Annotated in this window: 19 protein-coding genes and 1 other RNA gene; 8 read left to right on the top strand and 12 right to left on the bottom strand. The window is 52.6% G+C overall.

Annotated elements, in window-relative coordinates:
- Nucleotides 1-7 precede the first annotated feature (7 nt).
- The 3 genes from mscL (at nt 8) to ssrA (ending at nt 1,268) form a co-directional block, all read left to right on the top strand.
- Complete coding sequence (gene mscL, locus AB1K62_RS01525; RefSeq protein ID WP_367000684.1) at nt 8-427, top strand: large conductance mechanosensitive channel protein MscL; 420 nt, start codon at nt 8-10, stop codon at nt 425-427.
- A gap of 154 nt (nt 428-581) precedes the next feature.
- A complete protein-coding gene (locus AB1K62_RS01530) occupies nt 582-839 on the top strand; it encodes a hypothetical protein (protein WP_367000685.1) in 258 nt (85 codons plus the stop codon).
- 88 nt (nt 840-927) lie between these two features.
- Nucleotides 928-1,268: a transfer-messenger RNA gene (gene ssrA / locus AB1K62_RS01535) on the top strand.
- Nucleotides 1,269-1,404: 136 nt separating this feature from the next.
- Here ssrA and AB1K62_RS01540 read toward each other — a convergent pair.
- The 5 genes from AB1K62_RS01540 to AB1K62_RS01560 form a co-directional block, all read right to left on the bottom strand.
- Nucleotides 1,405-1,698 carry a hypothetical protein gene (locus AB1K62_RS01540; RefSeq protein ID WP_367000686.1) on the bottom strand — a complete coding sequence of 98 codons (294 nt, stop codon included), beginning with the start codon at nt 1,696-1,698 and terminating at the stop codon, nt 1,405-1,407.
- A gap of 39 nt (nt 1,699-1,737) precedes the next feature.
- Nucleotides 1,738-2,994, bottom strand: coding sequence for an N-succinylarginine dihydrolase (locus AB1K62_RS01545; protein WP_367000687.1), 1,257 nt, complete (start codon nt 2,992-2,994; stop codon nt 1,738-1,740).
- A 12-nt stretch (nt 2,995-3,006) separates the two neighbouring features.
- Nucleotides 3,007-4,026 carry an arginine N-succinyltransferase gene (locus AB1K62_RS01550; protein WP_367000689.1) on the bottom strand — a complete coding sequence of 340 codons (1,020 nt, stop codon included), beginning with the start codon at nt 4,024-4,026 and terminating at the stop codon, nt 3,007-3,009.
- Entirely contained in the window at nt 4,023-5,231 is a 1,209-nt protein-coding gene (locus AB1K62_RS01555) for a hydrolase (RefSeq protein WP_367002015.1), read from the bottom strand. The genes AB1K62_RS01550 and AB1K62_RS01555 overlap by 4 nt, the downstream gene beginning before the upstream one ends.
- 95 nt (nt 5,232-5,326) lie before the next feature.
- On the bottom strand, nt 5,327-5,749 hold the full coding sequence (locus AB1K62_RS01560) for a hypothetical protein (RefSeq protein ID WP_367000690.1): 423 nt from the start codon (nt 5,747-5,749) through the stop codon (nt 5,327-5,329).
- Between the two features lie 173 nt (nt 5,750-5,922).
- Between AB1K62_RS01560 and AB1K62_RS01565 the strand changes: the two genes are divergently transcribed.
- Nucleotides 5,923-8,028: a malate synthase G gene (locus AB1K62_RS01565; RefSeq protein ID WP_367000692.1), complete on the top strand. Its 2,106-nt coding sequence runs from the start codon at nt 5,923-5,925 to the stop codon at nt 8,026-8,028.
- Nucleotides 8,029-8,404: 376 nt separating this feature from the next.
- Here the strand turns inward: AB1K62_RS01565 and rsmA are convergent, their stop codons facing one another.
- From rsmA to lptD, 4 genes are all read right to left on the bottom strand, one after another.
- Nucleotides 8,405-9,187, bottom strand: coding sequence for a 16S rRNA (adenine(1518)-N(6)/adenine(1519)-N(6))-dimethyltransferase RsmA (gene rsmA / locus AB1K62_RS01570; protein WP_367000694.1), 783 nt, complete (start codon nt 9,185-9,187; stop codon nt 8,405-8,407).
- Between the two features lie 50 nt (nt 9,188-9,237).
- Nucleotides 9,238-10,248, bottom strand: a complete 1,011-nt coding sequence (gene pdxA, locus AB1K62_RS01575) for a 4-hydroxythreonine-4-phosphate dehydrogenase PdxA (protein WP_367000696.1) — start codon at nt 10,246-10,248, stop codon at nt 9,238-9,240.
- 12 nt (nt 10,249-10,260) lie between these two features.
- Nucleotides 10,261-11,616, bottom strand: coding sequence for a peptidylprolyl isomerase (locus AB1K62_RS01580; RefSeq protein WP_367000698.1), 1,356 nt, complete (start codon nt 11,614-11,616; stop codon nt 10,261-10,263).
- A 108-nt stretch (nt 11,617-11,724) separates the two neighbouring features.
- Nucleotides 11,725-13,977, bottom strand: coding sequence for an LPS assembly protein LptD (lptD, locus tag AB1K62_RS01585; RefSeq protein WP_367000700.1), 2,253 nt, complete (start codon nt 13,975-13,977; stop codon nt 11,725-11,727).
- A 371-nt stretch (nt 13,978-14,348) separates the two neighbouring features.
- Here lptD and AB1K62_RS01590 point away from each other — a divergent pair, with 371 nt between their 5' ends.
- From AB1K62_RS01590 to ndk, 3 genes are all read left to right on the top strand, one after another.
- Nucleotides 14,349-15,803, top strand: a complete 1,455-nt coding sequence (locus AB1K62_RS01590; RefSeq protein ID WP_367000701.1) for a leucyl aminopeptidase — start codon at nt 14,349-14,351, stop codon at nt 15,801-15,803.
- A gap of 25 nt (nt 15,804-15,828) precedes the next feature.
- The gene (locus tag AB1K62_RS01595) at nt 15,829-16,266 is read left to right on the top strand and encodes a DNA polymerase III subunit chi (protein WP_367000703.1); all 438 of its coding nucleotides are present in this window, start codon (nt 15,829-15,831) and stop codon (nt 16,264-16,266) included.
- Between the two features lie 111 nt (nt 16,267-16,377).
- Nucleotides 16,378-16,800, top strand: a complete 423-nt coding sequence (gene ndk, locus AB1K62_RS01600) for a nucleoside-diphosphate kinase (protein WP_367000705.1) — start codon at nt 16,378-16,380, stop codon at nt 16,798-16,800.
- Between the two features lie 139 nt (nt 16,801-16,939).
- On the opposite strand, the gene AB1K62_RS01605 is transcribed toward ndk, so the two are convergent.
- Nucleotides 16,940-17,410: a nuclear transport factor 2 family protein gene (locus AB1K62_RS01605; protein ID WP_367000707.1), complete on the bottom strand. Its 471-nt coding sequence runs from the start codon at nt 17,408-17,410 to the stop codon at nt 16,940-16,942.
- 80 nt (nt 17,411-17,490) lie between these two features.
- Between AB1K62_RS01605 and AB1K62_RS01610 the strand changes: the two genes are divergently transcribed.
- The gene (locus tag AB1K62_RS01610) at nt 17,491-18,264 is read left to right on the top strand and encodes an SDR family oxidoreductase (protein ID WP_367000709.1); all 774 of its coding nucleotides are present in this window, start codon (nt 17,491-17,493) and stop codon (nt 18,262-18,264) included.
- Between the two features lie 17 nt (nt 18,265-18,281).
- Here the strand turns inward: AB1K62_RS01610 and purN are convergent, their stop codons facing one another.
- On the bottom strand, nt 18,282-19,247 hold the full coding sequence (purN, locus tag AB1K62_RS01615; protein ID WP_367002016.1) for a phosphoribosylglycinamide formyltransferase: 966 nt from the start codon (nt 19,245-19,247) through the stop codon (nt 18,282-18,284).
- A gap of 6 nt (nt 19,248-19,253) precedes the next feature.
- On the bottom strand, nt 19,254-20,372 hold the full coding sequence (gene purM / locus AB1K62_RS01620; RefSeq protein WP_367000710.1) for a phosphoribosylformylglycinamidine cyclo-ligase: 1,119 nt from the start codon (nt 20,370-20,372) through the stop codon (nt 19,254-19,256).
- Between the last annotated feature and the right edge of the window lie 29 nt (nt 20,373-20,401).

Raw genomic sequence — 20,401 nt, forward strand, 5'->3', positions numbered from 1 at the left:
TAAGCAAATGTTTGCCGAATTCAAAAGCTTCATTCTGAAAGGCAATGTGCTGGACCTTGCTGTTGCAGTCATTATCGGCGCTGCCTTTGCGACGATCACGACTTCGCTTACCGAGGATGTCATCATGCCTGTAGTGAGCGCCATCATGGGGGCTCCAGACTTTTCTACCCAGTTCATCCTGCTCGGCCCTCCTCCCGCAGAATTGGCCGGTTCCACCGATTATGCAGCATTGAAGGAAGCGGGTGTTCCCATGTTGGGCTGGGGACAGTTTCTGACGGTAGTTATCAACTTCGTCATTCTGGCTTTCATTATTTTTCTGATTGTGCGCTACGCAAACAAGATAATTACAAAGAAGGAAGCCGCAGCGGGGCCAAAAGAAATTGATTTGCTGGTCGAAATTCGCGATCTTTTGAAAGATAAACGTTAAATATCAGTAGCTTGGAGAGGGTAGTTCAATCCCTTTGCTTGCTATAATTTCACTGTTTGATTTTATTTGGCTTTTGTTTGGAACCAGCTTATAAATCACACGTTAATTAGAGCGAGGTTTTTTTGCCTCCGAAAAAGGGAATAAAGGAAGATTTATGCGTAAGATAGCAATTGCAACGATGAGTGCGGCCACTTTGATGTTAGGTGCCTGTGACAGTGCTGGTCCTGAAAATGCAACAGAGGCAGCGGCTGAAGAAGCTGAAATGCAAGCAGATGCCGCTGAAGAAGCAGCTGACAACGCTACGACAGAAGCTGGTGAAGAAGCTATGGAAGAAAAAGCAGAAGCACTAGAAGACAAAGCGGACGCTCTTGAAGAAAAAGCTGATGAACAAGAAGGTGCACTGGCTCAATAAGCTAGGTATCCTGTCCTTTAGGACGAACTAGAATAGCTATGGCCGGCAGAGCATCTGTCGGCCATTTTTATGTCCGGCAACCAACTAGACACTTTTAATTCACAAACTAACGCCTATATAGAGGCTGTCCGCTTTGTCGGACTATGGTGATAAATTGTGATGTGCAATAGGCACAACGGACCCGGGGGCAGTACCCGGCGGCTCCACCATTTCAGATGTTTTTGCATCTGTATTGACGGGGCCGAACCAGGATCGACGTGTGTTGAAAAGCATTATTTTTACCCGGCCTGAGTACGCCGTGATTGCTCAAAAACTATAAGTGCAAACGATAACGAAGCACTCGCAGTAGCGGCTTAAGCCAACGACCTCACGGTTGTAACTTAAGAAGTTAAAGCGCGGTTGGACCCACCGGGCAACAGAAGGGATACCGGCGGTTTGGTGAGCACCGAGCAACAGAAGCTCACCACATTAGGTCTTTTTTGGGGTGGTGCCGAGCAACAGAAACCCCATCTTCCATTATACGGGTTTTCATTCCGGGCGTTCGCTGATTCCGGGCGTTCGCTATTTAATAATCTCGTCCATAAGCCCGGTGATAATCAATGGCTTCGATCATCTTCGCTCCGGCCATGAACACAGCTCCTGTGCACGCGAGAAACAAGAGCTTTCCACCAATTCCGGGATATTGTTCCAGATAGACCTGACCGCGGGCAACCGCTCCGGTTGCAAGAGCATAGACGATCAAAAATACCTCAAATTTGGTTTTAATAATGAACAGTCTTTTGATTTTGCGCCACATGGCAATATAAGTAGCAAGGTCTGTGCCAAGCCCGGAAAACATGGGTTTTTGAACATCCAACATAGTTAACTGTAAGTTAATTCGACAGTTGGTTGTCCTGATTCAGGCTTGCAGTTCCAGCAGGGAGCAGGCTTCCAACAATTTCCTCCGCGCATTTTGCACAGTTTTTCGTAGTCCATCGTCGACAAGTTGGTCCGGGCTTATTGTTTCTGGCCAGTGTTTTTCTATTATTCCGCTAATAATATCGAGTTTTTTGTTCGTTGCAATGAAGCGCGGGTCTACCAGTTTCGGGTCGGTAACAACACGCAACCGCAGACAGGCGGGTCCGCCGCCATTGGCCATGGATTGGCGCACATCGACAGGATATAGCTTCCTGATCGCGCCATTGCCCGAAACCAGTTGCTCTAGATAAGACCATACAGCGGCGGTTTCTTTCGCTTCGGTGGGCAATATGAGCGCCATCCCGCCGTTATCAGGAAGTGTGATCAACTGCGCGTTGAACAAATAGGATTTGATTGCATCGGCCAAAGAGACTTTATCAGCAGGCACGGTGATAATCTCTACTTGCGGGAACTTCTGTTTTACCTCGGCATAAAATGTCTCGCGATGGGCAAAGGCTTGTTCATGCGCGAATAAAACCCGCTCATTGGCTACTGCGACGACATCATTGTGGAACGCACCTGCGGCAATGGCCTGCTGCGATTGTTCAGCAAAGATCACGCGGTCCTCCGGCAGTCCATGTTTTCTCACCACTGCTTTACTGGCTTCGACATGCTGACGGGCGGGGAAGGGACCACCGGCTTTGCCGTAAACGAATATCTCTACCCCCGTGCCATCATGGCCGGTGCATAACCGCATGTGGTTGGCCGCTCCCTCGTCGCCAAATGGCGGCGGGACAGGCGCATGAACGGTAAAATGGTCCGGATTGGCAAAAGCCAGCTTTAATTGCGCCATTGTATCGGGCCATTCATGGCTGCGGTGCGGCATGCTTAGCAGGTTCGCCGGGGTAATATGGCATTTGCCGTCCATGCTGTCGGGCGCAGGGGATATGGTTGCGGCATTGGCTGCCCACATGGATGATGCGGAATAGGCCGCAGCCCGGATATGCGCCTCGGCATCGTCTATCCCGGTGCCTAGCGCATTTAACCAACCGCTATTGGGGCGGTCGAGCGGCATGAAAAAACCCTGTGCCAGCCCAAGATTGATATTATGGCGCATTTTGGCAAGGCCTTGCAGCGCCGCTTGCCGGGGATAGGAAAGCTGCCCCGCATGAGTCGATGATGCTATATTGCCAAAGCTAAGCCCCGCATAATTGTGGCTGGGACCGATTATCCCGTCAAAATTAATTTCCTGTACCATGCTCATCCTATATTACCTTGGAATATGCCAGATCGTGTCACCGACACAGAGCCCCATTTTATCGGCGGCATCCCTGTCAATTGTCACGCCGCCGTCGGCTTCACCCACAAACGCATAAGTTGCCTGAAAATCATTGAGCTGGCCAAAGGATATGATGGATTTTAAGCCGTTATCGGGGGTTGTGATTGCTGTTATCCGGTCCGACCTGGTGTTTTTTACGCTGGTGACTTTATCGGTTTTTGCGATCATCGTCGGGCCACCGTCAAAAATATCGACATAGCCGTCATAGGAGAAATTCTCATTCTCCAGCATCCGCATCGCCGCTCGGCCACTGGGGTGGGGAATACCGATGGCGGCGCGTGCGCTTTCGCTCAGCATCGCGGTATAAATGGGATGTTTGGGCATAAGGTCTGCAATAAACTGATTGCCATGGATAGCGTTGAAATAATCCGCTTCCTGAAAACCCATGCCAAAAAACCGCCCCGCCAGACCATCCCAGAAAGGCGAGCCACCTGCTTCATCAATCACGCCGCGTAATTCTGCGAACAGCCGGTCGCCAAAGCGCGAGCGGTGCTGGCGAATGAACATATAGCGGCTTCGCGCCAATAGCATGCCTAGTCCGCCAGCGCGTTCGCCGGGATGCAGAAATAATCCGCCGACCTCGCTCGCTCCCTCCAGATCGGTGACCAGTGTCAGCATTTCAGCACGGAAAGTCCGGTCCAGCTCTTTGCTGGTTTGTGACAGGGTGCTCAGCCGATAGGAATAAAATGGCCAGCTTTGCCCGACCATTGTGAAGAGTTGCGATGTCCCGCGCACTGCGCCGGTTTTGACATTTTCCAGCACCATGACGAACAGGTCGTTACCATGTTCTTCGGTCGTCCGGTCAAATGCGCGTGCCGAGCGTTCTAGCTTGGCGGTCAGGCTGTCCTTGTCCGCTGGCAGATTGGTAAATCCGCCGCCGGTCAGTTTTGCCATTTCATAAAGATATTGAAGATCGTCAATCCGTGCAGCCCTTACCCTGAAATCCGTCATAGTCCCCCTTTTGCAGCAATTCGCATTATCGTCAGCGCCGACAGCTTTGTGCGCTCGACCAGGCTGTCGGTGATCAGAAACTCCTTGTCGCTGTGAATAGCTCCACCGCGCACACCCATTGTGTCAACAACCGGGACACCGCACGCGGCGATATTATTACCATCACAGACACCGCCGGTAGCCCGCCAGTTAATCTCAAGCCCCAGATCCGCCCCGCAGCTTCTGACCAGATGAAAAAGCTTTTGTGCCTGCGCGTCGACCGGCTTGGGCGGGCGACCAAAGCCGCCATGACATCGCACCGATACATCATGACCGCTAGCAATGACGGAGATCAGATTATCAAGCGCATTTTGTGCTTCTTTCTGATCAACAAGCGACTTGGGCCGGAAGTTGACGCGCAATATCGCATGGTCGGGCACAGCATTATTGGGGCCGCCACCGTCAATTCTGGCAGGGTTTACGCTTAGTCCCTCGCGGTGCAAGGCTTTGAGTTGTAAAGCCATATCGGCGGCGGCGACCAGCGCATTGCGACCCTCATCAGGGTTGCGGCCAGCGTGCGCGCTTTTGCCGGTAAAAATAATCGAATAATTCCCGCTGCCACCACGTTCTCCCGCCAATGTGCCATCGGGCAGGGCAGGCTCATAGGTCAGCGCCGCGACTTTGTTGCGGGCACAGCGTTCAATCAAGGCAGCAGACGAAGCGGAGCCAACTTCTTCATCGCTGTTGATCATGATGTCATAGCCGATATGGCTGGCATATTCGCTTTGTTCCAGCAATTGCAACGCGCCGAGCATGACGGATAATCCGCCCTTCATATCGGCCACGCCGGGACCGTTCAGGACGCCGTCGTCAATCCATTCAAGGTTTTGGAAATGGTGATTGGCCGCGAAAACAGTGTCCATATGTCCGGTAAGCAATATGCGGACCGGCGCTTCGGGACGGATGATCCCAAGGAGATGCTGGCCGCGCTGCACCTGATCGAGCGATCCGTCAGGCCGCACCGCATCCACCGGGTCCGGATCAACCAGTTCGATGTTTCCGGGCAAGGCTGAAAAGGCATCGGCCAGATGGCCCGCAATAGTTTTCAGGCCGTCGAGATTAGTCGTTCCGCTATTAACCTCTGCCCAATATTTTGTGCGCTTGAGCAGTGGCAAGTCATTCGCTTTGTCGAGCAGGGGTGTTTCAGATAATGGAGCAGGCATCATAAATTGATAGCATTTGTAACCACCTGCCGCCACCTGTTTCCGCTCGACCAGTTCAAAGCGGACACTCAATTGTGCAATTTTAGCTCAAGCGAGCCTTAGTAGCGGGCATCTGCGATCAGGTCGCTAAGGCCTTTATGGATCTCTTGCCAAAGCGCATGTTCATCCTGATGCGTGTCAGGAATGGTTTCGACAATCACATGAACCGCAGCATCGACCAATCCACTGAACCAGTCCGAATTCACGGCCAATGCTTCTTCATGATGCGGGACAGTGCTGCCAAACATGATGCGGATTTCTTCTGGCCTGTCGAGCCATGTCATCAGACAATATACGACGCTTTCCACCATTTCGGCCTCAAGCTTTACCGTATTGCCCAGACCATGTTCCTGAAAAGATTTACGCGCGCCGGGATGCACGGCATAATAACGGTTCATCACCGGATCTGTAATATCGCCCAGTCTGTCTGCAGCGCGCTCAAGGCTGGTTTCCAGCAGCGCCTGTTTATCTTCCTCAACCATAAGCAATAAGACTGTCTTATTGCGAATGGATATTCAAGGACTAGATTTCAGGCATTTACAAAAATGGCCCCACCAGCCATATGGACAATCGATTCCTCCCCGGAAATTTCGCACCATTCCCAAGCCTTTCTGCCTGGGTTTAATGGATCTGTTATGGAAAAGAGGAAGTATCAATGTCCGAATATGTCAATCACAATGGTATCCAGATAGCCCGGAAACTGTTTGATTTTGTCAACGACCGCGTTTTGCCCGGCACGGGTGTAGACCAGAATGATTTCTGGTCCGGCTTTGCGGGTATTTTGGACCGTTTTGCCCCGCGCAATGCTGAGCTACTCGCCAAACGGGAAGTGCTACAAAGCGCGATTGATGAATGGCATATCGCCCACAAAGACAAACCTGTAGATCAGGCAGCCTATCAGGCATTTTTGCAAGAGATCGGCTATCTGGTGGATGAACCGGCTCCTTTTGCGGTGACCACCGAAAATGTTGATCCGGAAATCGCCACCATGGCAGGGCCGCAACTGGTTGTGCCCTCGCTCAATGACCGTTTCGTGCTGAATGCCGCCAATGCGCGCTGGGGCAGCCTTTATGATGCGTTTTACGGGACTGATGCGCTCGATGCCGCTCCGGCCAAACCGGGGGGCTATGATCCGGTGCGCGGCGCAGCGGTTATCAAGGCAGCAAAAGCGTTTCTGGACGAAGCCTTTCCGTTGAAATCCGGGTCATGGACAGATTATACCGGCGGTGTTCCGGAATTGGCAGATCCGGATCAGCTTGTCGGACAGCGCGGTGAATCCTTGCTGCTGAAACATAATGGCCTGCATGTAGAGGTCGTGATTGATGCCGGTCATCCGATTGGCAAAGATGATCCTGCCCATATTGCCGATGTGCTTTTGGAAGCTGCGCTCACCACCATTATTGATATGGAAGATTCCGTCGCGGCGGTCGATGCCGAGGACAAGGTTCTGGCGTACACCAACTGGCTTGGCCTGATGCGCGGCGATCTGGCAGCCAAATTCATGAAAGGTGGCAAAGAGGCAGAGCGCCGCGCCAATCCGGATCGCAACTATGTTGATATGGACGGCAATGATTTTACCTTGCCGGGACGCAGCCTGATGTTTGTCCGCAATGTTGGCCATTTGATGACCAATCCGGCGGTTTTGCTGGCTGACGGGTCGGAAGCGCCAGAGGGGTTGCTCGACGGCGTATTTACCAGCCTGATTGCTATGCACGACCTAAAAGGACTTGGAGAGCTTCGCAACAGCAAGGCAGGATCAATTTATATCGTGAAACCAAAAATGCACGGACCGGAAGAATGTGCGTTTACCAATGACCTGTTTGACGCAGTCGAAGATTTGCTGCGGCTGGCACGCAATACGATCAAGGTTGGCGTGATGGACGAAGAGCGCCGGACTTCTGCTAATCTGGCTGCCTGCATCCATGCGGTGAAGGACCGGATTGTGTTTATCAACACCGGCTTCCTTGATCGTACCGGCGATGAAATTCACACGAGTATGCAAGCCGGGGCGATGGTAGCCAAGGCGGATATGAAATCGAGCGACTGGATTACTTCCTATGAAGATCGCAATGTCGCCATTGGTCTGGCTTGCGGCATGTCTGGCAAGGCACAGATCGGCAAGGGCATGTGGGCCACGCCTGATATGATGGCGGATATGATGAAACAGAAAATCGGCCATCCCGAGACCGGCGCCAATACCGCATGGGTGCCCAGCCCGACAGCAGCGACGTTGCATGCCATCCATTATCACCGGCTGGACGTTTTTGCGCGCCAAAAAGAAGTAGCGGAGCAGGGGATTCCCTCGCTTGATAAATTGCTCACCATTCCTTTGGCAAAGGGGCACAATTGGTCGGCGGACGAAATCGAGCGCGAGCTGGACAATAATGCCCAAGGCATATTGGGCTATGTCGTGCGCTGGATCGACCAAGGCATTGGTTGTTCCAAAGTGCCGGATATCAATGATGTCGGGTTGATGGAGGATCGCGCAACGCTGCGTATTTCTTCACAGCATATGGCAAACTGGATGCTGCATGGCGTCTGTTCTGCCGAGCAGGTTGATGCTGCGTTGCTGCGCATGGCCGCCAAAGTGGACGGGCAAAATGCGGATGATCCGCTTTACCGCCCGATGGCAAGTGATCCGGAGAACAGTCTGGCATTTCAGGCTGCACGCGATCTGGTGTTCAAAGGCACGACACAGCCCAGCGGCTATACCGAACCGTTGCTGCACGCCTATCGGCGCAAATTGAAAAAGGCGGATTAAGCGCCTGAGCGGATAATCTGAAAGCTGTCAAAAACGCTGTCCTACAAGCAGCGCCTTATGATAGCTTTCAGCCGTCTTTCTCAGACTGAATAGGATTTGCGCCTGTCGCGTGGCCGGAAATGTCAAGCACGCGATATTGCCGCGCATTTGTGTTGGAAATGGGGGAGGCAAGCGGTTCCTTAGTGTGAACTTAGTGAACTTAGGCTGTGGAGCATAGATATTTGTCCCATTGGGACGAAGAAACTCTCTGTCAGCTTTTAGCTTGTCGAGCCGAAGGCCGACCGAAGGTCAATGGTGCTTATGGCCTTGATGCCGCGCCTGATTGAGAAACGTGGTTCGACAGGCTCACCACTAACGGTCTTTTGTTTGAACGGTTTTAGGCCCGCGCCGACAAAAACCGCGCGAGTTCGACAAACTCGTCAACGCTCACGGTTTCGGGTCGGCGCGCACTGTCAATTCCGGCATGGGACAAGGCATCAAGCCCGCCGGGCAGTCCTTTCAGGCTTTGACGCAGCATTTTGCGTCGCTGGCTAAAGGCGCTTTGGGTCAGCTTGGCGAGAATCTCCGGATCAACACCCTCCGGCTGCGCCTTGGGGGTCAGGTGGACGATGGCCGACATAACCTTTGGCGGCGGCGTAAAGGCAGAGCGATGAACCGCCATGGCGATTTTGACATCACAGCGCCACTGCGACAATATTGATAGCCGCCCATAGGCACTGGAGCCTTCCTTGGCGACGATCCGGTCGGCTACTTCGCGCTGGAACATTAGCGTCAATGATTGCCATTCCGGCGGCCACGTCGGGCTGGAAAGCCATTTGATCAGCAGGGCAGACCCGACATTATAAGGCAGGTTGGAAACAATATGAAAAGGCGCGTCAAACAATGCCGCCAGATCAATTTTCATGGCGTCATCATTGATAACGTCCAGTTTGCCCGGAAAATGAGCGGACAGCTCGGCCAGAGCCGGTATGCACCGCTCATCCCGTTCCACAGCGGTCACTATGGCCCCGGCGCTTAGCAAAGCCTGAGTTAATCCGCCCGGGCCCGGTCCGACCTCAAAAACACGGGCGTTCTGCAAGTCCCCCGGAACCGCCGCGATACGGGCCAACAATTGGGTATCGAGCAGAAAATTCTGTCCCAGTGCCTTGTTGGCGCTCAAACCGTGTTTCTTTATGACCTCCCGCAGAGGGGGCAGGGGCGACCTGTCGCTCAAAGGTCGTGTTTTTCGCGATTAGAGGCAGCGATACCGGCCATTTCTATCGCCGCAATCATGGAGCGCGCGTCGGCAATCCCTTGGCCTGCTATGGAAAATGCAGTGCCATGATCAGGAGATGTGCGAACAATCGGCAGGCCCAAAGTCACATTGACGCCGTCAAAAAAATGCAGTGTTTTTAGCGGGATCAGTGCCTGATCATGATAGGCGCATAGCGCGACATCATATTGGGAGCGAGCCTCTTCATGGAACATTGTATCTGCTGGGAAGGGGCCGGAAATATTAAAGCCCTCCGCTAACAACTCATCTATCGCGGGGCGCATGATCGACTGCTCTTCATCGCCCAGATTGCCGTCTTCGCCAGCATGCGGGTTAAGTCCAGCAACCGCGATACGCGGATTTTCGATACCGAAATTACGGATCAATGCTTTATGGGCCGCTTTGGCGCGGGCAATAATCAAGGGACGCGTCAATTGGGATGGCACATCTTTCAATGCGATATGGGTCGTCATCGGTATAACCCGCAGCGAAGGCCCGGCCAACATCATAACCGCATTTTCGCGGGCTATGCCGCATCGCTCGGACACAAATTCGGTTTGCCCGGGATAGCGAAAACCGATCTTATAGAGCTGGGATTTTGATACGGGCGCTGTAACAATAGCTCCGGCATCGCCCGAACGGGCAAGACCGCAGGCGATTTCCAGCGCATAGAGCGCGCATTGTGCACCATCAAGACTGGGCTTGCCCGGAACCGTAGGCTCCCCGTCGTGGATATGAAAAACAGGCAGGGCCGTGTCAAATGCACCAATGGCATCGGCGGGGTTGGATATTTTGATAATAGGAACATCACAAAGCCCGCTGCCATCGGCTTGCTTGAAATCCTCAACATTTCCGACAACGAAAAACGGCCTCAAGCCCCGGCTTTTTCGCTCAAGCCAGCTTTTGCATATGATTTCAGGCCCGATCCCTGCCGGATCACCGCAGGACAAGGCAAAGGGTTTTGTCACCCCCCGTCCCCCTTAATTATATTCAATAATGGCGTCGCGGCGCAGGTCACGCAAATAGGTCCGCGCACGCTTGTTAACGCGCTCATTCTCCAGTTGCGACATGATCTGGTCAAATGATGGAGCCGCGGCAGTTTGAGGATCGTCACGACCGCAAAGGATCAAAACGCGCACACCATCTTCCACTGATCCAAAAGGCTGGCTGGCCTGTCCGATAGGAAGGTCGGCTATGGTGCTTTGCAATGGGCCGGGTAAATCTTTCAGACGCACCTGATCATTGTCAACAACAGCAGCCCCGATAGTGGCAGCGACTTCATTGGCAGCGCCGCACCCTTTGATATTCTGTGTCGCAGTAGCAAATTGTGCCGCACGAGCAGTTGCTTGCTTTTCGGTAGTTCCTTCAGGAAAGCTGATCGAAAGCTGTTTCAGGCTTAAAACTGCGTTACGCGGATCAGCAGTTAAAATCTGCCGCTGGTCAATAAGGTAAAGAATAGAAAAGCCGCCGGGAACTTCCACTGGCCCTACGACCTGACCCACTTGCATCTGGCTCGCAGCTTCTGCCAAGGATTGTGGTAATTGTCCGGGACGAACCCAACCCAGATCACCGCCGGTCACAGCTGTTGATGCTTCGGAGAATTGCCGAGCATAAGCGATAAAAGAACCACCCTGGCGGATTTGATCCAATATTTGCCGCATGTTCGCAGCAATTTGTGAGGCTGTTTCGGGCGTAGCAGCCATGTAAATTTCGCCAATGCGGTATTCGGTCGTGCCCTTGGACGCGTTCAACCGCTCGATAATGGCATTTACTTCTTCCTCACCCACATTGATGAATGGCTGGATATTGCGACGGAGCAAACGGCTCCAAGCCAGTTCACCCTTGATCTGCCGTTTTAAAGTCTCGCTGGATGAGCCCTTGGAGCGCAGATATTCGTCAAAGGCGCTTATATCCTGACCAAAATTCTGTTGGGCGACCTGATTAAAAGTCTGATCGATTTCCGCTTGGGAAATGTTGATTTCATTTGCTTCGGCTTCCTGAATCTGGAGCGTTTCGTCAATCAGGTTGCGTAGCACTTGTACTCGCAGGCGCTGTTTCTCTTCTTCTGAAACCGTGCCGCCATTGGCTGCCACGATAAGAGCAAGCCGGTGCCCGACATCCGTGCCGGTTATAATATCACCGTTGACCAATGCGGTTGCGCGGCGGACGTTGGGATCATTGTTGCCGAAAATGGTAAGCTTTTCAGGGATATTAAGTCCAGCCTGCGGGACCGAATCGTCTGAAACAGTCTGGCTGGACGATGATGTCGCTGCAAATATGGCGGCAGTTGCCGCAAGCGCAAATTTTGCATTTCGGCTATAACTTCTGGTACGCATAAAATTCATTTTTTGTTTCTTTTCAAACTCTAAGAACATTTTGAGGCTAACGGATATCAAAATTTGGCTGAACCCAATATGAGCGATCATATATCGTCATAGCTTGTCTTACACACCCAAATTGCTCAACGCCACCCGGAACAGGAAAGTGCTGCCCCGCTGTGCATCGCCAGAGTCTTCGTAATCATAACGCCAGGTAACACCCATCGACAGGCATCCGTCATCATAAGCGACGCCAAGACGGTGGCGGACAGGTTCAAATCCGTCAGCCGATGACAAGGGGTCTTCCTTTTTTCCGGTAAGATCCACAATCGCAGAGCCGAATACCGACCAATAATCATTAATCTGGTAGCGTCCACCGACGCGCACTTCTTCGCGGTCGCCAAGATCCTCGATCCCTGCTCCAATATTCCGGTCCAGTCGCAAATATCCGATTTGTGCGTAAGTGTTTTTTGAGCCGATCGTGGCGTCAATCTCGTTGCGTCTGATTGCAAGATCGTCTTTATCAAGCCGGTAACGGTGCGTGAATTTTACTACGTCTCTGAAGCGAACTTCCGTGCGTCCGACAATATCGGAGAACCGTTCCGAAAGACCAGTACCCTCAGGAACGATATTGCTATTATTTGCCAGTCGGTAACTTTGGCCGATTATAGCGTCAATCCGCAGATTGGGCCGGTTGAGATTCCATTCCACGCCATAGGTAGCCCGGACGTTATCTTCATAGCGGTCATGGCCGGGAAAACGGTTTAACGCGAAAAGATTAGTGTCTTCCAGATCAACCGAACGCGAGTCTTCGTTGGGAATCGAAATATTGGATATTGCCGGCGTTGCCACAACCTGAAAACGCGGGGTCAGGGTTTGGGTTCCACCAAAGGCTTCACCGATAAAGGGCCATTTTACGTCTATTGCTGCTGTTACAATACCGCGTGTCTGCCAACCGCTATCACCGCTATAAAGCGGAGTTTCGTTAAGAGCGTTATCTTGACTATTATAGACATCACCGCGGGCAAAGCCGGTCAGAATGATTTCTTGCCCCATGCTGGTTAATTTATGCAAACCCCACCGAGCGGAGGCAAAGGCACGCTGGGTATCCTGCCCCCCCGTTCGCCCGATTGCGAGGCTGTTGACCTGTATCTGTGTGCGACCGCCCAATATCGGTTCGGCAAAGCGTTTACGGTAATCAACGACCGGCAAGGCCACAGGAACCTGATTTTGCGGATCTCCGGCGCGTAAGGTTTGAAATGCCCAGCCTGCCAGAGAGAAATAACTGCTTTCGTCTATGCGCTCGACATTGATTGTAGAACGCAGGCTGTCATCATCGCTTATGTCATAGCGGCGCAAAAATGTTCGGTCGGAAGCTACGCGGGCGGATTGCGAAATTGTCCAGTTCTCATCGAGAATGTACCGCCCGCTGGTTTCAAGATAGCCGCGAAAATCATTTTCCGCATCTGGCAATGGTCCCGTTGCCCCGGTAGGAATGCGCGAGCTATATGTACCATATCCGGTAATCTGAAACGCGCCTTTTTCATCCAGAAACCGGTAAGTTCCACTAACCAGTGGAGCGACCTCGCTAAAAACCTGAGTGGTTACTGTGGCGTCCTGATTGGGGGCGATGTTGAAATAATAGGGCACAGATACAGCTACGCCGTTGGTCGAATCAAACCGCAGGTTGGGCACCAGAAGTCCGCTGCGGTTCTCGTCGCCAATCGGATGGGAGAGGCCGGGAAGGGGGATAACCGGCAGTCCGAAAATCTCTATCCGTGCGCCATCATATCGGACCCGCTTTTTAACCGGATCATAGCGGACTTTGACTGCTTTTATTTCCCAGCTCGGCTTTTTGGGACAGCCGTCTTCTGTGGTGACAGCGCAGGCCGTATAAGCCGCATTGTCCAGCGATAGCGAGCCATCTTCAAACCGCTCGCCCTTGCGCGCGGCCAGACGGCTACCATCCTCCATGACGAGCAGCAGGTTTTCGACCATGCCGTCGCGCAGGCTATCTGTAAGAATAATGCTATCACCATAGGCGGTATCACCATCCGGACTGGTTGAGCGGATATTGCCCTTTGCCTCGACGATACCTGTTTTGCGGTTCCAGATGACACTATCGGAACGCAGCTTGTATCCATCGCGGTTAAGCAGAACATCGCCGGACGCGGTTACAACATCTGTCTCGAAATCATATTCGACTTTGTCGGCGCTAAACTCAATTTCGTCTGATTGTTCCGAGATTTCATCAGAGGATTGTTCAGAAAGCTGTCCTGAAGTTGGCCCGATGTCTCCCTGCACGTCTGTTTGTGCAAAAGCGATTAGCGGATGAGCCAGCGGAAGCGTTACTGCTATCAGTGCGATTGAAGATTTCATCGACGAGAATAACCTACCCTTTGACCCTATGATTACCGGTGCTGGTTGTTGTGCAACCAGATCGACTATCGCCCTATTGCATCAGATCACGTCTCCTGCAAATTATCTGTGCCAGAATTTGGGCAATCACCTGATTAGTTTACTGTTGCTGTGAAATGATGCCAAATTGATGCCGATGAAATGATGCCTGAGAAATGATGCCTGAGAAATGATGCCTGAGAAATGATGCCTGAGAAATGATGCCTGAGAAATGATGCCTGAGAAATGATGATTGCAATGATAAAGCCAATCTTTCATTGATCGACAATGAACGGATGACCATATATCCGGGACATTAATGCGACTGACAGATTGAAAAGGACGCTTTACCCATGAAATTCACATTTGCCGCCAGCCCGTCTTCACCAGATGCCATTGCTTTTGCTGTTGGTAAGGATGAACTGGATAATGCGACACTATCGCTGGAGCAGGCAGATATGGTGCGCGCGGCTGCCAAGGCAGCCCGGTTTGAGGGCAAAACCGGCCAGACCTTCCAGACATTTGTGACCGAAGCAAAATCGGTCGTTCAGGTTATCCTGACCGGCATTGGCAAGGGAGAGCGTAGCGATTGTGAAGCCGCTGGCGGCGCAGTGGTGGCAAAGCTGTTAACTTCGGGCGTCAAACATCTTGCGATAGATAATAGCGGGCTTGATCAGGATCAGCTCGCGCGGTTGTTGTTCGGTGCCAAGCTGCGGAGCTGGAGAATCGATAAATATCGCACGACAATGCCGGAACAAAACAAGCCGACACTTGTGGAAATTACCGTGATGGATACCGGCATGGAATCGGCGGAGGTCTGGCAGGACTTGTCTGCCGTGGCTGATGGCGTCGCGCTGACCCGTGAATTGGTCTCGGAACCGGCTAATGTCATTTACCCCGAGAGCTTTGTTGAGCGCTGCAAAGAGCTTGAGGATATGGGCGTCGAATTTACGGTGCTTGGTCAGGAAGAGATGGAAAAACTGGGCATGGGAGCGCTTTTGGGCGTTTCGCAAGGCTCCGTCCGACCGCCGCGCCTGTTGGCAATGCGCTGGGATGGCACCAATGGCGCACAGAAAAAACCGTTGGCGCTTGTTGGCAAAGGCGTGACTTTTGATACAGGTGGTATTTCACTAAAGCCGCCAGCGGGCATGGAGGACATGAAATGGGATATGGGCGGTGCCGGCGCGGTTGCGGGCACCATGAAGGCACTCGCGGGGCGTAAAGCCAGGGTCCATGTCGTCGGTGTCTGCGGACTGGTTGAAAATATGCCCGACGGCAATGCACAGCGCCCCGGCGATGTCGTGAAAAGCATGAGCGGCCAGACAATTGAAGTTATCAATACCGATGCCGAGGGGCGTCTGGTGCTATGCGACGCGCTCCATTGGACGCAGGAAACTTTCGAACCGGAAGTGGTGGTGAATCTGGCGACCTTAACGGGCGCAATCATTGTGTCGCTTGGCAATGAACATGCCGGTTGTTTCAGCAATGACGATGACCTGTCCGACAATCTGTTAGCGGCTGGTAAAACGGCAGGCGACCCGCTCTGGCGTTTCCCGTTGAGCGCAGCTTATGACAAGCAGATCAACTCACCGATTGCGGACATGAAAAATGTCGGCGGAAAAGGAGCGGGTTCGATCACTGCGGCGCAGTTCCTGAAACGCTTTATCAAGGACGGTGTCAAATGGGCGCATCTGGATATTGCCGGTATGGCCTGGGCAGACAAGCCCGGTCCGGTCTGGGATAAAGGAGCAACCGGCTTTGGTGTGCGGTTGCTGGACCAATATGTTGCCGATCATTTTGAGAAATAGGCTAAGTGCAAGGATAGTTTGACCGGTGCAGGTCGATTTTTATCATTTGACCCGCGATCCGGCCGAAAAACTGGTGCCGGTTCTGGCGCAAAAAACCCTCGATAGCGGGCAGAAGATGCTGTTGGTATCCGGTTTTAATGACCAGTTGGACACAATCAGCGGCGCGTTATGGGATGCCGGTCCGACCAGCTTTCTTGCCCATGAGTTGGCCGGAGAAGGGCGAGACGATGTGCAGCCCATCCTGCTTTCCACGACATGCAATGCTCCAAATGGCGCACAATATATCGCTTTGGTTGATGGCGAATGGCGCGATGAGGCGCTGGCATTCGACCGGGTGTTTTTTCTTTTTACAGCAGAGCGGATTGATAACGCCCGAACAGCATGGCGATCCTTGTCCGGGAAACAGGATGTGACACCGCGCTATTGGAAACAGGATGGTGGCCGGTGGGTTCAAGGCCCCTGACAAACAATAAGCCTTGAGATAAAACCCCTCTGACAAAAACTTGCTATGGTTCAAGACTCCCGCTAGTGGCGGCGCAACATTTTTTCCAACTCTCTATTACGGAGCAAATTCATGGCCGGTACACGGACTTTTTCGATCATTAAACCAGATGCTACCAAACGCAACCTGACCGGCGCTGTCACCAAAATGCTGGAAGACGCTGGTTTGCGCGTTATTGCCTCAAAGCGCATTCACATGACGCGTGAACAGGCAGAAGGCTTTTACGCTGTCCATAAAGAGCGTCCTTTCTTTGGTGAACTGGTTGAATTCATGATCAGCGGCCCGGTTGTGGTTCAGGTGCTGGAAGGTGAAAACGCCATGCAACGTAACCGCGACATCATGGGAGCGACCAATCCCGCCGAAGCCGCACCAGGAACCATTCGTAAAGAATTCGCTGAAAGCATCGAAGCAAACACGGTTCACGGTTCCGACAGCGACGAAAATGCCGAAATTGAAATCGCCTATTTTTTCAATGAAGACGAAATCGTAGGATAAGTTTTTCCTAATTAAACACGTCATTCCTGCTTTGGCGGGAATGGCGTGTCTTGGATAAGCGCAATATCCAGACTATAGGCACCCTTCGACAGGCTTAGAGCAAATAGGTATAGCACAATCTGCTAGCTAATATCCCGCACTAATCCTTAGGATTGGCCTCCTCATAGCGTTCCCAATCGTGAAATGCCTCGCGGCGGACAATAATCCATTTGCCATCGCGCTTTTCAAATTTATCACAGTAACGACCAGCGACAATCCAGTCCGTGGCTTTGCCTTGTGTCGGAACAGCAGTAAATTCGGGCGTGCCCTCCTGAATATAATGATAAGCGACGAAATTGGCTTCGGTCGATGCGCTTTTCCCGTCTTCGCTAAAGGTGAAATGCACGTTGGAAATCGAATGATGGGTGGCGGGAACTTTCTTTAATATTTCGCTGGCAAAGCCGATAAATTCATCCGGCGGTCCCGAATATTCGGCATGTTTATGGATATGGTCATCCGCGAAGCAGGATCGCACCAGCGTCCAGTCCCGGCGGTCAATTCCCTTGCAATAGCGATGCAATAGGTCACGTATTTCCTCGCGTGCCAATAATTCATCAACCCTATCCATCATGCTCTCCATCATATTGTTAGGGCCGATGCGTAGCATGTGCTGCTAATCGGAGGATAGTTGGCAAAAAAGAGAGGGATAAAATGGGTAGGCTTGAAGGAAAAATCGCGATCATCACCGGCGCGGCGAAAGGACTGGGAGAGGCCGATGCCCGAATGTTCGCGCGGGAAGGCGCTACTGTCATCCTTACGGATATGGATGAGGAGAACGGAATGCGAGTCGCGTCTGAAATTGGCGCGGCGGCGGAGTTCCAGACACAAGATGTGCGCGATGAATCGGCTTGGGAAGATTTGATTGCTGATGTTGTTTCACGGCACGGAAAACTGGACATATTGGTCAATAATGCCGGGGTTGTGGAGCCGGGAACCATCGAAACCCAGACGGCTGAAGAATGGCGATTCGTGATGGCGGTTAGTGCGGACGGAACTTTTTTTGGATGTAAATATGCGGTTCCGGCGATGAAAAATACCGGTGGCGGTTCTATCATCAATATGGCCTCCATCGCATCGGTTCAGGGCGAACCGGTGGTCGCGGCCTATGCAGCGGCTAAAGGAGCGGTTGAAAGCCTGACCCGCAGCATCGCCGTGCATTGCGCGAATAACGGTTATAATATCCGCTGTAACAGCGTGCATCCAGCAGGCGTGCTCACACCGATGGTCGAAGAAATCGGTCCGAAAATGATGGCAAGAAACGACTTGCGTCCCGCTAGCGAAGGCCCGGCGGCCAGTGCTTTGGGGCATCCTGATGACATTGCCCATACTGTGTTGTTTCTGGCTTCGGATGAATCGCGATTCATCAATGGCGCGGCTATTCGGGTAGATAATGCCAAATCTGTAGTAGAAGGGGTCGTGGCATAGCGCTGGCGCGATTGGCCCTAAAACTGGTCTGCAATATCACTCATTTTGGTGAGTCGTTTTGGCGCGGTCATGTGCCAGCTTTTTTTAAGCCAGCTTGCGATATGGTCCCAGTCTGTTTGCCCGGTATCCAGCCGGATGGCAATCCAGCCTGATTTTCCATAGAATTTTGGAGCGAAATATAATTCGGGATCGGCATCCAGCAGCGCCGACTGTTCATCCAGACCGCTGGTTTTGACAAGCAGGGCCGATCCTGTTTCGCCGTGATGCCTATGCGAGAAATAGGCGAAATATTTGCCTGTCTTTTCGCTTCCGACGCGCCAGCCCGGCGTGCCGAAACTGGGTCTTTCATACGTTTCTGCCAAAGCCAGTGCCCGCATACGAACCTGTTCCAATATCCAGTCGGGGTCCTGTTCGCGCGTGACATATCGGGCAAGCGTAGCGGAATAGAGCTGATGCTCGGCTATCAGCACGCGGTCAGCCAGTATTTCAGGCGTATCGCCCGGCAATATGGCAACTTTTGTCTGGGCCAGCACGGGGCCGTCATCGAGTTCGGGCGTGACCAGATGGACGCTGCACCCGGCATGGCTGTCGCCTGCGTCGAGCGCGCGTTGATAGGTATCAAGTCCCTTGTATTTTGGTAGCAGACTGGGATGAATGTTAAGCATGCGGTCCTGCCACTGGCGAACGAATCTGTCGCTCAGGATTCTCATATATCCGGCCAGCACCACATAATCTGCACCGGCCCGTGTGACGGCGTCATGCATGATCTGGTCATGGTCTTCGCGGGTCAAGCCTTTATGCGGATGGGAAAATGTTTCAATTCCCTCTGCCTCGGCCAATATCAGGCCGGGTGCGCCCGGATCATTAGAGGCGACCAGAACGATCTCGAACGGACAGTTTTCCGCCTTTGCCGCATAAGCCAGCGCAGCCATGTTGGAGCCACGGCCAGAAATTAGGACAGCGATTCTGGCCTTTTGTGCCATCATCAATCAGCCGTCATGAACCGCGGCCCAGTCGCCCATGGCCGACCAGGTTCCCGCGCTGCCTGATACGGTGCAGCCCTTCGTGCCGGCCTTGATAACGCCAACCTGATGCACGGTCTCCCCGGCGGCTTTCAAATCTGCCGTGATAGACTCCACTTCATCCATGGATACAGCCAATATCATCCCGATACCGCAGTTAAACGTCCGCGCCATTTCCTCAGGCTCGATATTGCCCTGAGCCTGTAAAAACGCCATCAACCGCGGTTGATCCCAGCTTGTGGCATCAACATGGGCATGCAGGTTATCGGGAAGAACGCGGGGTATGTTCTCCAGCAATCCACCACCGGTAATATGCGCCAATGCCTTGATTCGTCCCGATTGCATCAGCGGCAGTAATGACTTCACATAGATACGAGTCGGAGCAATCAAGGCTTCGATCAACAGCACTTCTGGATCAAACAGTGCCGGTCGATCAAGTTTCCAGCCCTTATCGTCAGCAAGCCGGCGTACCAGTGAATAGCCATTGGAATGTACGCCCGAAGAGCTTAGCCCAAGTAAGACATCGCCATCGGCAAGTTGCTGGCCGGTTAACGCTTTCTCGCGCTCTACGGCGCCGACACAAAAACCGGCCAGATCATAATCGCCATCAGCATACATGCCGGGCATTTCGGCTGTCTCTCCGCCGATCAGGGCGCAGCCCGAAATCTTACATCCCTCTGCAATGCCAGCTACGACTCGTTCCGCAACGCCGTTTTCAAGTTTGCCCGTCGCAAAGTAATCGAGGAAGAATAGGGGCTCTGCGCCTTGCACGATCAGATCATTGACGCACATTGCAACCAGATCAATGCCAACGCTGTCATGCCGGTCATAGTCGATCGCTAGCTTCAGCTTCGTTCCGACACCGTCATTGGCCGCGACCAGCAATGGGTCGTCATAACCCGCTGCTTTCAAATCGAAAAAGCCGCCAAAGCCACCCAATTCAGCATTAGCACCTGGCCGTGCCGTTGCTTTTGCCAGTGGTGCAATAGCCTTGACCAGTGCATTGCCTGCTTCAATCGACACACCTGCTTTCGCATAGGTGTATGATTCCGGTTCATTTCGCCCGTTATTTTGTTTATCACTCATAAAAGAAGCGATTAGACAAGTCGCGGCTG

The organism is Parasphingorhabdus sp. JC815 (assembly GCF_040717415.1).
Taxonomy (GTDB): domain Bacteria; phylum Pseudomonadota; class Alphaproteobacteria; order Sphingomonadales; family Sphingomonadaceae; genus Parasphingorhabdus.

What these genes read in the sequence shown, in the direction of transcription:
- AB1K62_RS01610 (WP_367000709.1), top strand. Translation starts at nt 17,491, where the DNA reads ATGGGTAGGCTTGAAGGAAAAATCGCGATCATCACCGGCGCGGCGAAA.
- AB1K62_RS01540 (WP_367000686.1), bottom strand. Translation starts at nt 1,698, where the DNA reads ATGTTGGATGTTCAAAAACCCATGTTTTCCGGGCTTGGCACAGACCTT.
- mscL (WP_367000684.1), top strand. Translation starts at nt 8, where the DNA reads ATGTTTGCCGAATTCAAAAGCTTCATTCTGAAAGGCAATGTGCTGGAC.
- AB1K62_RS01550 (WP_367000689.1), bottom strand. Translation starts at nt 4,026, where the DNA reads ATGACGGATTTCAGGGTAAGGGCTGCACGGATTGACGATCTTCAATAT.
- AB1K62_RS01555 (WP_367002015.1), bottom strand. Translation starts at nt 5,231, where the DNA reads ATGATGCCTGCTCCATTATCTGAAACACCCCTGCTCGACAAAGCGAAT.
- AB1K62_RS01545 (WP_367000687.1), bottom strand. Translation starts at nt 2,994, where the DNA reads ATGGTACAGGAAATTAATTTTGACGGGATAATCGGTCCCAGCCACAAT.
- ndk (WP_367000705.1), top strand. Translation starts at nt 16,378, where the DNA reads ATGGCCGGTACACGGACTTTTTCGATCATTAAACCAGATGCTACCAAA.
- AB1K62_RS01605 (WP_367000707.1), bottom strand. Translation starts at nt 17,410, where the DNA reads ATGATGGATAGGGTTGATGAATTATTGGCACGCGAGGAAATACGTGAC.
- AB1K62_RS01530 (WP_367000685.1), top strand. Translation starts at nt 582, where the DNA reads ATGCGTAAGATAGCAATTGCAACGATGAGTGCGGCCACTTTGATGTTA.
- AB1K62_RS01590 (WP_367000701.1), top strand. Translation starts at nt 14,349, where the DNA reads ATGAAATTCACATTTGCCGCCAGCCCGTCTTCACCAGATGCCATTGCT.
- AB1K62_RS01560 (WP_367000690.1), bottom strand. Translation starts at nt 5,749, where the DNA reads ATGGTTGAGGAAGATAAACAGGCGCTGCTGGAAACCAGCCTTGAGCGC.
- purM (WP_367000710.1), bottom strand. Translation starts at nt 20,372, where the DNA reads ATGAGTGATAAACAAAATAACGGGCGAAATGAACCGGAATCATACACC.
- purN (WP_367002016.1), bottom strand. Translation starts at nt 19,247, where the DNA reads ATGGCACAAAAGGCCAGAATCGCTGTCCTAATTTCTGGCCGTGGCTCC.
- AB1K62_RS01580 (WP_367000698.1), bottom strand. Translation starts at nt 11,616, where the DNA reads ATGCGTACCAGAAGTTATAGCCGAAATGCAAAATTTGCGCTTGCGGCA.
- lptD (WP_367000700.1), bottom strand. Translation starts at nt 13,977, where the DNA reads ATGAAATCTTCAATCGCACTGATAGCAGTAACGCTTCCGCTGGCTCAT.
- AB1K62_RS01565 (WP_367000692.1), top strand. Translation starts at nt 5,923, where the DNA reads ATGTCCGAATATGTCAATCACAATGGTATCCAGATAGCCCGGAAACTG.